This is a genomic window from Campylobacter sp. 2018MI01 (assembly GCF_018501205.1).
GTDB lineage: Bacteria > Campylobacterota > Campylobacteria > Campylobacterales > Campylobacteraceae > Campylobacter_E.
Genome location: NZ_JAHCZE010000055.1, coordinates 1 through 11,239, shown reverse-complemented (window position 1 = coordinate 11,239; position 11,239 = coordinate 1). Strand labels below are relative to the sequence as shown.

General features: G+C 28.6%; 13 protein-coding genes. All 13 read left to right on the top strand.

Annotated elements, in window-relative coordinates; genetic code table 11:
• Positions 1-510: ankyrin repeat domain-containing protein (locus KJQ97_RS07775; protein ID WP_214120474.1), on the top strand; the 510-nt coding region annotated here is incomplete at its 5' end.
• Positions 507-1,256: an SDR family NAD(P)-dependent oxidoreductase gene (locus KJQ97_RS07770; RefSeq protein ID WP_214117569.1), complete on the top strand. Its 750-nt coding sequence runs from the start codon at positions 507-509 to the stop codon at positions 1,254-1,256. The genes KJQ97_RS07775 and KJQ97_RS07770, both read left to right, overlap by 4 nt.
• Positions 1,253-2,506, top strand: a complete 1,254-nt coding sequence (gene murA, locus KJQ97_RS07765; RefSeq protein ID WP_214117568.1) for a UDP-N-acetylglucosamine 1-carboxyvinyltransferase — start codon at positions 1,253-1,255, stop codon at positions 2,504-2,506. Before KJQ97_RS07770 ends, murA begins: the two co-directional genes overlap by 4 nt.
• Positions 2,503-3,669, top strand: a complete 1,167-nt coding sequence (locus tag KJQ97_RS07760) for a molybdopterin molybdotransferase MoeA (protein WP_214120473.1) — start codon at positions 2,503-2,505, stop codon at positions 3,667-3,669. The genes murA and KJQ97_RS07760 overlap by 4 nt, the downstream gene beginning before the upstream one ends.
• Positions 3,653-4,261 carry a flagellar basal body P-ring formation chaperone FlgA gene (gene flgA, locus KJQ97_RS07755; protein ID WP_214120472.1) on the top strand — a complete coding sequence of 203 codons (609 nt, stop codon included), beginning with the start codon at positions 3,653-3,655 and terminating at the stop codon, positions 4,259-4,261. The genes KJQ97_RS07760 and flgA overlap by 17 nt, the downstream gene beginning before the upstream one ends.
• On the top strand, positions 4,258-4,800 hold the full coding sequence (locus KJQ97_RS07750; RefSeq protein WP_214117565.1) for a UbiX family flavin prenyltransferase: 543 nt from the start codon (positions 4,258-4,260) through the stop codon (positions 4,798-4,800). Before flgA ends, KJQ97_RS07750 begins: the two co-directional genes overlap by 4 nt.
• A complete protein-coding gene (gene coaD, locus KJQ97_RS07745) occupies positions 4,797-5,258 on the top strand; it encodes a pantetheine-phosphate adenylyltransferase (protein ID WP_214120471.1) in 462 nt (153 codons plus the stop codon). The genes KJQ97_RS07750 and coaD overlap by 4 nt, the downstream gene beginning before the upstream one ends.
• Positions 5,255-5,839, top strand: coding sequence for a dTMP kinase (tmk, locus tag KJQ97_RS07740; RefSeq protein WP_214117563.1), 585 nt, complete (start codon positions 5,255-5,257; stop codon positions 5,837-5,839). The genes coaD and tmk overlap by 4 nt, the downstream gene beginning before the upstream one ends.
• On the top strand, positions 5,823-7,067 hold the full coding sequence (hisS, locus tag KJQ97_RS07735) for a histidine--tRNA ligase (RefSeq protein ID WP_214120470.1): 1,245 nt from the start codon (positions 5,823-5,825) through the stop codon (positions 7,065-7,067). Before tmk ends, hisS begins: the two co-directional genes overlap by 17 nt.
• Positions 7,064-8,884, top strand: coding sequence for a biosynthetic arginine decarboxylase (speA, locus tag KJQ97_RS07730; RefSeq protein ID WP_214117561.1), 1,821 nt, complete (start codon positions 7,064-7,066; stop codon positions 8,882-8,884). Before hisS ends, speA begins: the two co-directional genes overlap by 4 nt.
• A gap of 11 nt (positions 8,885-8,895) precedes the next feature.
• Positions 8,896-10,062: a pyridoxal phosphate-dependent aminotransferase gene (locus KJQ97_RS07725; protein ID WP_214120469.1), complete on the top strand. Its 1,167-nt coding sequence runs from the start codon at positions 8,896-8,898 to the stop codon at positions 10,060-10,062.
• Entirely contained in the window at positions 10,059-10,721 is a 663-nt protein-coding gene (queC, locus tag KJQ97_RS07720) for a 7-cyano-7-deazaguanine synthase QueC (RefSeq protein ID WP_214117559.1), read from the top strand. Before KJQ97_RS07725 ends, queC begins: the two co-directional genes overlap by 4 nt.
• A gap of 60 nt (positions 10,722-10,781) precedes the next feature.
• Positions 10,782-11,219: a hypothetical protein gene (locus KJQ97_RS07715; RefSeq protein WP_214120468.1), complete on the top strand. Its 438-nt coding sequence runs from the start codon at positions 10,782-10,784 to the stop codon at positions 11,217-11,219.
• Positions 11,220-11,239: the final 20 nt, after the last annotated feature.

The window sequence follows — 11,239 nt, the reverse complement described above, 5'->3', positions numbered from 1 at the left end:
GCTAAAAAAGATATGAAAATAATAGAGTTTTTAGCTAAAAATAATACAAATATTAATTCAGGTTATGAGAGTGCGATTTTTTATGCACTTGATTATTATGAAGCATTAGAATATTTATTAGAAAACAAAGCCAATGTTAATTATGTAAATGCTCTTGGTAAAAGTGCGATTTTTTATGCAGTTGAAATTAGTGATATTAAAACTATAAAATTACTTATGAAATATGGGGCTAATCTTAATTTACAACAAATTGATAGTGAAGAAGAGCTAAAAACAAATCTTCCTTATTATATTTCTTTTTGCTCTTACATTCATCCTGCAAAGACTTTAGTAATACACGCAGCGTCTTTAGCGAATTTAAATACCTTAAAATTGCTTATAGAAAATAAGGCTGATTATACGATAAGCGATAATTTTGGATTAAATGCACTAGATTATGCGATGATTTATAACAATAAAGAAAATATTGAGTATTTAAAAAAATTAGGATTAAAGGAGAAAGAACAATGAAAACAGCGTTTGTAACAGGTGCTAGTAGTGGTTTTGGAAAAGCGATTGCTAAAAGACTTTTAAAGAATAATTATAAAGTAGTAGTTCTCGCAAGACGCAAGGAAAAATTATTAGAATTTGAAAATGAATTTAAAAATAATGTATATATAGCAGAAGCTGATGTAAGAGATATAAATGCTTTAAAAAATGTTGTAAATAATTTGCCTAATGATTTTAATAAAATTGATGTTTTAGTTAATTCGGCAGGATTAGCATTAGGTTTAGGAGAGTTTTATAAATTAGATTTAGCAGATATTGAAACTATGGTTGATACTAATATAAAAGGGCTTTTATATGTAACTCATTTGATTTTACCAAGAATGCTTGAAAACGGCGGACACATATTTAATTTTGGTTCAGTTGCTGCTAATAATCCTTATTTTGGTGGTAATGTATATGCAGGCACTAAAGCTTTTGTAGGTCAATTTAGTCACGCATTAAGAAATGATGTAAGAAAAAATAATATAAAAATTACTGATATTGCACCAGGATTATGTAAGACAGAATTTAGCGAAGTGCGTTTTAAAGGTGATAAAATTGCAGCTGATAAAGTTTATGAAAATACAAAATACCTTGATGCAGAAGATATTGCTGATGCAGTTATTAGTATTATTAATTTAAAAGACCATGTAAATATCAATAGAATAGAATTAATGCCTGTTACTCAAACTTGGGCAGGTTTTCACATACAAAAGGATAATGAATGAAATATTTAAAAATAGAAGGTAACGCAAAATTAAGCGGTAGCGTAGAAATTAGTGGAGCTAAAAACGCAGCTTTACCATTACTTGCTGCTGCTTTACTTATTAAAGGAAAATGCACTTTAACAAATCTTCCTTTAGTATCAGATATTAAGACTATGTTAAGATTGCTTGAGAATTTAGGAGCTACATATGAACTAAACAATCATAGCGTTACAATTGATTCAAGTAATGTATTTAATACAAAAGCACTTTATGATATTGTTCGCAAAATGCGTGCTAGCATATTGGTTTTAGGACCTTTGCTTAGTAGATTTAAAATTTGCGAAGTATCTTTACCAGGTGGCTGTGCTATAGGACAACGCCCAATTGATATGCACTTAAGTGCTTTAGAGAAAATGGGTGCTAATATTGAATTAGTTGATGGCTATGTAAAAGCTAGTGGAGAGTTGGTTGGAGCTAAAATACATTTTGATAAAATTTCTGTTGGTGCTACTGAAAATACAATTTTAGCAGCAGTTTATGCTAAAGGTGTAACTACTATAATAAATGCAGCTTGTGAGCCTGAAATCGTTAATTTATGCGAGTTTTTAGTAAAAGCAGGTGTTAATATAAAAGGTATTGGGACAAATACTATTGAAATCACAGGAGTAACCAAATTAAATACTGATTTTACTTGCGAAATTATTCCTGATAGAATTGAAGCAGGAACATATCTTTGTGCAGGTGCTATTACAAAATCAAATATAGAAGTTAAAAATATAATTCCAGAGCATTTGGGTGCATTGTTATCAAAATTTGATGAAATGGGGATTAAATACGAAACTTTAAAAAATAGTATTAAAGTATATTCAAGCGATTATAAAGCGGCAAATATTAAAACTAGCGAATATCCAGGCTTTCCTACTGATATGCAAGCTCAATTTATGGCTTTATGTCTTAAGGCAAATGGAGAAAGTATTATTGATGAAAGATTATTTGAAAATCGTTTTATGCATGTAAGCGAGCTAAATCGTATGGGTGCAAATATCAAGCTAAATGGACATATTGCCAATGTTAAGACTTCTAATTTGCAAGGTGCTGAAGTGATGGCAACTGATTTAAGGGCTAGTTCTGCATTAATTTTAGCTGCACTTGCTGCAAATGGGACTACTAATATTCATAGAATTTATCATTTAGAGCGTGGATATGAGAATTTGTGTGAGAAATTAAGTAAATTAGGTGCGAAATTAGTTGAATTAAAGGAAGAAGAATGACAATTAATGAAGCATTAGAAAATATAAAATCACTTAATCACACTCAAAGCACCGAAATTGTTAATTTATTTGATGCAAAAGGAAGAGTTTTAGCGAATGATTTTTATGCTAAATGTAACGCTCCTTTATTTACAAATTCTGCAATGGATGGCTATGCTTTAAAGGCTAGTGAGTTTAAAAATGGTCTTAAAGTTTTAAAGACTATTTTTGCAGGAGATATGAATGAATGCGAGATTAAAAGTGGCGAATGTGTAAAGATTATGACAGGTGCAAGAGTGCCAAAGGGTGCTGATAGTGTTTTAATGGTTGAAAACTCTATTATTAAAGATGATTTAATGTATGCTACAAGTGATAATTTAAAAGTAGGTGAAGCTATAAGATATGAAGGCGAAGAATACAAAAAAGGCGAATTGATTATCAAAAAAGGCGTAATTACTGATGAGATTATTATGATTTTAGCTAGTAATGGAGTTTTTAATATTGAAGTTATTAAAGAAATAAAAGTTGGTATTTTTGCAAGTGGTCTTGAGATTATTGAGCCTTATTCAAATGGATTTGGTGTTTATAATTCTAATGCTTATGGAATTTATTCTGCTTTTAAGAGTTTTTCTAAACCTTATTATTTAGGGGTTTTAAAAGATGAATATGAGTTTGTTTTAAATTCTTTAAAAGGTGCTTTAGATAATTTTGATTTAGTTGTAAGTATCGGAGCTGCAAGTGTAGGTGATGCTGACTTTATCAAAAAAGCTTTAGATGAACTAGGTTTTAAACCTATTTTTACTAAGGTAAAAATGAAACCTGCAGGTCCTGTTAGCTTATATTTTAAAGATAATAAATATATTTTGGTTTTACCGGGTAATCCTATGAGCGCTTATATTGGGGCTTTAATTTATGCAAGAGCTTTAATTTATAAAATGCAAGGAATTATATATGAAAAGCCAAGCTTTTTATATCCTATATCAATGGATTTAAAGATTAAAAATAATAAAGAAAATGTAGTTATTGGAAATATTATAAATGATACTTTTGTTCCGTTTAATAATGCAAAACTTAGTAGCGGACAAATTACTCCATTAAATAAATGCACTCATTACATAATTTGTCCTATTGATTGTGATATTAAACAAAACGATAAAGTAAGAGTTTATGAACAAAGTATTTAGTTTATTTGTATTAAGTGGGGTTTTGTTTGCTAATAATTTAAGCGATGAATTATTAAAACATTGGAAAAAACAAGATGAATTTTTAGAAATAAAAAGTCTTAGTTTTAATCCTAATATTAATAATTGCAAAATTATTACATATCCAAATCTTAGCAAACAAGGATTTTTTAAAGCAAATTGCAATGATAAAGATATGCAAATATCTTTTAAATTACAAGCTCTTACTAAGGTTTATGTTTTAAAAAAAGATGTCTTAAAGGATGAAGAAATAGGGCTATTTGATTTAAAAAGTGAAAAAATTGATTTTTCAAAATTACCTTATAATGCTTTAAGAACACTTGATAATAGTATTAAGTTTAAAAGCAAAGTAAGAGCAGGTAGTATTATAAAAACCTCTATGCTAATGCCAAATTATTTAATTAATAAAGATGATAGTGTAGTTGGTATTTTAGATGATGGAGATTTGAGTGTGTTTGTTGATTTAATAGCCTTGCAAAGTGGAGTAAAAGGTCAAAGAATTCGCCTTAAAAACACTCAAGGACACAATTTAACTGGCGAAATAATTAATGAAAAACAGGTTTTAATAAAATGAGATTTTTAGTAGCGATTAATGGAGCTAGTGGAGTTAATTTGGCTTTAAAATTAGCTAAGGTATTAAGCAAAGAAAATGAAGTATATTTAATCCTTAGCAAAGGTGCTTTAAAGGTTTTAAAAGAAGAAAATAATAAAAAATTAAAAAAATACATTAAAAATACAAATATTACTCTTTTAAAAAATGATGATTTAGCTGCACCTGTATCAAGTGGAAGCTTTAAGCTTGATGCGGCGTTTTATTATGCTAGTAGTGATTTTTTAGCAAAGGCTAGTTATGGTTTTAGTGATACTTTAATTCTAAGAAGTTTTGCCGTAAATCTTAAAGAAAATAGAAAAATCATAATAGCTCCAAGAGAAATGCCATTAAATGAATTAATGCTTAAAAATATTTTAAAATTAAATAAATTAGGCTGTATAATAGCCCCTGCAATTTACGCTAAATATTCTAAGAGTTCTTTTAAAGAATTTGTAATAGGTAAATGGTGTGATTTGCTTGGAGTTGAATATAAAAAATTTAAAAGATGGAAAAGCGAATGAAAAAAGCAATTTATCCAGGCACATTTGATCCGATAACAAATGGGCATTTAGATGTAATAAAAAGGGCTTTAAAAATTTTTGATAAATTAATAATAGCAGTTGCTAAAAATGATAAAAAAAAGCCTGATTATGATTTAGAAACTAGGATTAATTTAGTAAAAAATGCAACAAGTGGATTAAATGTAGAAGTAATAGGGTTTGACAATTTATTAGTAGATTTTGCAAAAGAGCAAAAAATATATACTATTGTAAGGGGTTTAAGGGCTGTGAGTGATTTTGAATATGAGTTACAAATGCACTATGCAAATGCTGAATTAAACGAAGAGATAGACACTATTTATTTAATGCCAAGCCTTAAAAATGCCTTTATTTCAAGCTCAATTGTAAGAAGCATTAAAGCTCATGGTGGAGATATTTCAAAATTAGTTCCATCTAGTATTTTAAAGGATTTAAAATGAATTATTACGCTTTTGAAGGAATTGACACTCTAGGCAAAAGCACTCAAATTAAGCTTTTACAAGAATTACCAAATTCTTATTTTAAATTCCAGCCGATTTTTGTAAAAGAACCCGGTGAAACTACTTTAGGAATAAAATTAAGAGAATTGATTTTAAATGAAGAAATGAGTAAAAAGGCTAGAATGTTTTTATTTTTAGCTGATAGGGCTGAATTATTTTCAAAAATTGATTTTACTAAAGAATTTATTATAGCTGATAGGAGCTTGTTTTCTCATTTAGCTTATGAAGTTGATAGTGATTACAAACAATTATTGGATTTTAATTTATTTGCAACTAATAATGTTTTACCTAATCATATAATATTTTTTAAAGGCAGTAAGGAATTATTAGAAAGTAGATTAAATAATAAAAGCCTTGATAAAATAGAGCAAAAAGGCGTAGAATATTTTTTAAAAGTTCAAGAAAATTATGAAGCGATTTTTAAGGCTTTAAATTTAAAAGTTTTTACAATAGATGCAAGTCTTAGTATAGATAAAATAAATACAATGATTAAGGAGTATATAAATGATACATGCAATTAAAGGAATGAATGATTTATTAGATGATGATGCGTTAATTTACGAAAAGATTATAAAAACTTGTGAAGAAGTAGCAAAAACTTATGGTTATAGCTATATTGAAGTGCCACATTTAGAAGTTACTCCGCTTTTTAAAAGAAGCGTAGGAGAAAGTAGCGATATAGTTGGTAAAGAAATGTATGAGTTTTTAGACAAAAGTGGAGATAGCGTATGTCTTAGACCTGAAGGAACTGCTGGGGTTGTAAGAGCTTTTATTGAACATAAGATGGATAAAGCTGGAGTTGTTAAAAGATGGTTTTATCACGGCTCAATGTTTCGCTATGAAAAACCACAAAGAGGTCGTTATAGAGAATTTCATCAATTTGGCTTAGAATGTTTTAATATAGCTAATGTTTATGAAGACGCTAGTGTGATTATGATACTTGCTAAAATCTTTAAAAAACTTGATATTACTTATACTTTAAAAATCAATTCTTTAGGCTCGCCTGAATGCCTTCAAAACTATAGAAAAGCATTAAGAGAATATATTGCAAACATTGAAAATAGTTCTGGTTTTAAATTCTGTGCTGATTGTGCTAAAAGAATACAAACTAATGTTATTAGAGTATTAGATTGTAAAAACGATGAATGTGCTAAACACTTAATGAACGCTCCTAAATTAAGTGAGTTTTTAGATGATGAGAGTAGGGCTGATTTTATTAAATTACAAGAGATTTTAAAAGATAATGAGATTAGTTTTGTAATTGATGAAAGATTGGTTCGCGGGCTTGATTATTATTCAAAAACAGCATTTGAGTTTGAAAGTAGCGAAATAGGTGCAAAGGCTGCAATAGCTGGTGGTGGAAGATATGATTATTTGGTTGAGTATTTAGGCGGAGCTAAAAGCTATGGCGTTGGATTTGCTATGGGTGTTGAGCGTGTTATGGATATTTTAAGAAGTAAAAATATAGAACAAAAATTACAAAATACTTATTTTTGTATATTAGATGAAGAATTATTGCCAATTGCTTATAAATTAGTTGATAATTTAAGAGAAAACGGAAAAATAATTAATCTAAATTACGAAGCAAAAAAATTAGCAAAACATTTAAATATAGCGAATAAACAAAACTATAAATACTTTATTGCAATTGGTAGTGATGAAGCTAGTAAAAATGAAGTATTTTTTAAAGATTTAGAAAGTGGCGAACAAAAAAGTATAAAATACGATGAATTAAAGGAAATTTTATGAATGATTATGGCATAGATATTTGGGGAGATGATAATTTTATCATTAAAAATGGCAAGGTATGTTTAAAATACGGAAGCGAACCTGCCATTATTGATATAGTAAATACTCTTTTAGATGATGGATATAAAGGTCCTATAATTTTAAGATTTAATCATTTGATTAAAAAACAAATAGAACAAATCTATATAAATTTTAATAATGCCATTAAAGAATTTGATTATCGTGGTAGTTTTAATGCTGTTTATCCACTAAAAGTCAATCAATTTCCTGGTTTTGTAAAAAGTCTTGTAAAACTTGGTAAAAATCTAAATTATGGTCTTGAAGCTGGTAGTAAAGGAGAATTATTATTAGCTATGGCTTATAACAACGAAAATGCTCCAATAACTGTTAATGGCTTTAAAGATAAAGAACTAATAACAATGGGCTTTATCGCTGCTGAAATGGGGCATAACATAACTTTAACTATTGAAGGTATTAATGAGCTTGAAGTAATTATCAAAACAGCAAAAGAGCGTTTTGGGATAAAACCAAAAATCGGTCTTAGAGTAAGGCTGCATTCTTTAGGTAGTGGCACTTGGGCTAAAAGTGGTGGGATTAATTCAAAATTTGGTCTAACATCAACTGAATTAATAGAAGCAGTAGGGCTTTTAAAAGAAAATGATTTATTAGATTGTTTTACTATGATACATTTTCATATAGGCTCACAAATTAATGAAATACATCCTTTAAAAAAAGCTTTAAGCGAAGCAGGAAATATTTATTTTGAATTACGCAAAATGGGTGCAAATAACCTTGAAAATATTGATATTGGTGGTGGTTTAGCAATTGAGTATTCACAATTTCAAAAGACTTCTCAAAGAAACTATACTTTAAGTGAATATGCAAATGATATTGTATTTATTCTAAAAACTCTAGCAGCACAAAAACAAGAAATAGAGCCAAATATTTATATAGAAAGTGGTCGTTTTGTAAGCGGTTCTCACGCAGTATTAGTAGCACCTGTTCTTGAACTATTTTCTCAAGAATATTCAGAAAGCAAAATGCAGTTAAAAGAAAAAAACCCGCAATTAATAGATGAATTATGCGATTTATACAAAAATATAAAGCCAAGCAATGCAGTAGAATATATGCACGATAGTTATGACCATTTAGATAGTATTTTAACCTTATTTGACTTAGGATATGTAGATTTACAAGACCGCTCAAATGCCGAAATATTGGTTCATCTAATAGGTAAAAAAGCAGTTTCTATGCTAAGTCCAAAACATTTATTAAGAACTCAAAAAGAAGTTCAAGAAAGATATTTGGTCAATTTTTCAATGTTTCAAAGTTTGCCAGATTTTTGGGGCTTAGGGCAAGAATTTCCTATAATGCCACTTGATAGATTAGATACTCAACCAACAAGATCGGCTAGTATTTGGGATATAACTTGTGATAGTGATGGAGAAATATCATTTGATGCTGCTAAGCGTCCTTTATTTTTACACGATGTTGATGTAGAGCAAGAAGATTATTTCTTAGGATTTTTCTTAGTTGGTGCTTATCAAGAAGTATTAGGAATGAAGCATAATTTATTTACCCATCCAACTCAAGTTAGTATTGATATTGATGATAAAGGTTATGAGATTGAAAGTATTATTGAAAGTCAATCAATTAGGGATATTTTAGAAGATTTAGACTACGATATTCGTGAAATTGATGAAAAAATTCAAGATAAAATAAATTCTTCGGAATTAATAAATGAAAAAACTAAAAAACATATTTTAGGTGAGCTTTTCATATTTATGCACGATAATGGATATTTAAAGAAAATTTAAAAGGAGAGAATATGCAATTTTCAGAAAAAATTAAAGGTTTGGAAGAATCAATAACTTTAGCAATTACAGCTAAGGCAAAATTACTAAAAGAACAAGGCGTAAGAGTTATTAGTTTTAGTGCAGGAGAGCCTGACTTTGATACTCCGCAAGTTGTAAAAAGTGCAGCTATTAAAGCGATAAATGATGGATGCGGAAAATACACTCCAGTATCTGGAACTACTGAAGTTTTAAAAGCAATTTGCACTAAGCTTAAAAAAGACCATAATTTAGATTATGAGACAAGTGAAGTAATAGCAAATGTTGGAGCTAAACATAGTTTATTTAATGCAATTCAAGCACTTGTTTGTGATGGCGATGAAGTAATAATCCCAGCTCCTTATTGGGTAACTTATCCAGAGCAAGTTAAGTATTCGGGTGGAGTTCCTGTGATTGTAACTCCTAAAAAAGATTTTAAAATCAGTGCTGATGAATTAAAAGCTGCAATTACACCTAAGACGAAAATATTAATATTAAATAATCCTAGTAATCCTAGTGGAGCTTTATATTCAAAAGATGAATTAATGGCATTAGCTAAAGTTTTAGAAGGCACTAGTATTGTTGTATTAGCTGATGAAATGTATGAAAAATTAGTTTATGATGGAGAATTTGTAGCGTTTGCAAGTTTAAGCGAAGATGCACTAAAACGCACGGTTACAATAAATGGACTTAGCAAATGTGCTGCAATGCCAGGATATAGATTTGGTTATAGTGCTAGTAAAAATAAAGAATTAAATAAATTAATGAAAAATCTTCAAGGTCAATGCACAAGTAATATTTGTAGTATAACTCAAGCTGCTGCAGTTCCTGCTTTAGTTGGAGAGATTGATAAAGATATTGAGATGATGAAAAAAGAATTCAAAAAAAGAAGAGATAAAGCTTGTGAAATGATTAATAGCATTAATGGGCTTAAATTAAGCGTAAAACCTAGCGGGGCGTTTTATTTATTTATTGATTGCTCTAGTGTTAATCCTGATGATGTTGAGTTTTGTGCTAAGCTTTTAGATGATAAAAAAGTAGCTTGCGTGCCAGGAAGTGGATTTGGCATGAGTGGTTATTTTAGAATTTCTTACGCAACTTCAATGGAAAATATCATAGAAGGTATAGAAAAAATCGCAGAATTTGTAAAGGAATATAAGTGAGTAAAATCGCTATAAGTATTTTAAGTGGAGGGCTAGATAGCTGCGTTAGCACTGCTTGTGCTATAAATGAAGGCTATAAAGTAATAGCCCTTCATTTTAATTATAGTCAAAGAACAGAGCAAAGAGAATTACAAGCTTTTAATGAAATTTGCAAGTTTTATAATATAGAAAAATTAGTTGTGGATATGGATTTTTTCAAACAAATTGGCGGCTCTAGTTTAACTGATATGAGTTTAGAAATTCCAAAAGATGAATTAGGTAAAAATGGTGAATTGCCAAATACTTATGTGCCTTTTAGAAATGGGATTTTTTATAGTATTGCTGCTGCTGTTGCACAAAGATTTAATGCTAGTGCGATTTATACGGGTTTAGTTAGTGAGGATTCTAGCAATTATCCTGATACTACTTTAGATTTCGTTGAAAAAACCGCTTCGTTTATAAAAGAAGGTAGTGGAGAAGATATTAAAATAATTACTCCTTTAATCAAGCTAAAAAAATCAGATATAGTAAAACTTGGAATGAGCCTAAAAGCACCTTTAGAGCTTAGTTATAGTTGTTATGATAGTAATGATTTAGCTTGTGGTAAATGTGAATCTTGCCAATTAAGACTAAAAGGCTTTAGCGAAGCTGGATTTAAGGATTTGATAAAATATCAGTAAGATAAGATTTAAAATAAGAATTTAAAATTCTTATTTTAAATTCTATTAAAAGGAAAAGTTATGCTAAAGGTTATTTCTAAGATTGATGGATATATCATTTCTTATATGTCTTTTTTGATGTTTTTTAAATATTTGTCTGATTATATTGCTTCAAATGTTTCAATTCAAATTCTTTTATCATTTGTGTTTATGTATTTAATCAAACTAGCCTATCAACAATTTTTAAAAATAGAATATAAAAATATACAAAATAAAAATCAGATTTTTTCTATGTTTAAAATAGGCTTATTGCCAGCTATTTTATTATATTTTTTATGTGTGGATTTTTACGAAGCTTTTTTTACTAATTATATGAGCTTTTTGTTTATTAAATTTCCTATTGTTTTTTTAAATTCTTTTTTAAATATTTTATTTTTTGTAATTTTAATAATTATTTTAGCTTTTGTTTTAGGTTATATTAAATACTCTCAAGATAAAGTTTCTATTATAGCCAGTTGATTCTACAGCTAAACAGATAT

What these genes read in the sequence shown, in the direction of transcription:
- KJQ97_RS07770 (WP_214117569.1), top strand. Translation starts at nt 507, where the DNA reads ATGAAAACAGCGTTTGTAACAGGTGCTAGTAGTGGTTTTGGAAAAGCG.
- murA (WP_214117568.1), top strand. Translation starts at nt 1,253, where the DNA reads ATGAAATATTTAAAAATAGAAGGTAACGCAAAATTAAGCGGTAGCGTA.
- KJQ97_RS07760 (WP_214120473.1), top strand. Translation starts at nt 2,503, where the DNA reads ATGACAATTAATGAAGCATTAGAAAATATAAAATCACTTAATCACACT.
- flgA (WP_214120472.1), top strand. Translation starts at nt 3,653, where the DNA reads ATGAACAAAGTATTTAGTTTATTTGTATTAAGTGGGGTTTTGTTTGCT.
- KJQ97_RS07750 (WP_214117565.1), top strand. Translation starts at nt 4,258, where the DNA reads ATGAGATTTTTAGTAGCGATTAATGGAGCTAGTGGAGTTAATTTGGCT.
- coaD (WP_214120471.1), top strand. Translation starts at nt 4,797, where the DNA reads ATGAAAAAAGCAATTTATCCAGGCACATTTGATCCGATAACAAATGGG.
- tmk (WP_214117563.1), top strand. Translation starts at nt 5,255, where the DNA reads ATGAATTATTACGCTTTTGAAGGAATTGACACTCTAGGCAAAAGCACT.
- hisS (WP_214120470.1), top strand. Translation starts at nt 5,823, where the DNA reads ATGATACATGCAATTAAAGGAATGAATGATTTATTAGATGATGATGCG.
- speA (WP_214117561.1), top strand. Translation starts at nt 7,064, where the DNA reads ATGAATGATTATGGCATAGATATTTGGGGAGATGATAATTTTATCATT.
- KJQ97_RS07725 (WP_214120469.1), top strand. Translation starts at nt 8,896, where the DNA reads ATGCAATTTTCAGAAAAAATTAAAGGTTTGGAAGAATCAATAACTTTA.
- KJQ97_RS07715 (WP_214120468.1), top strand. Translation starts at nt 10,782, where the DNA reads ATGCTAAAGGTTATTTCTAAGATTGATGGATATATCATTTCTTATATG.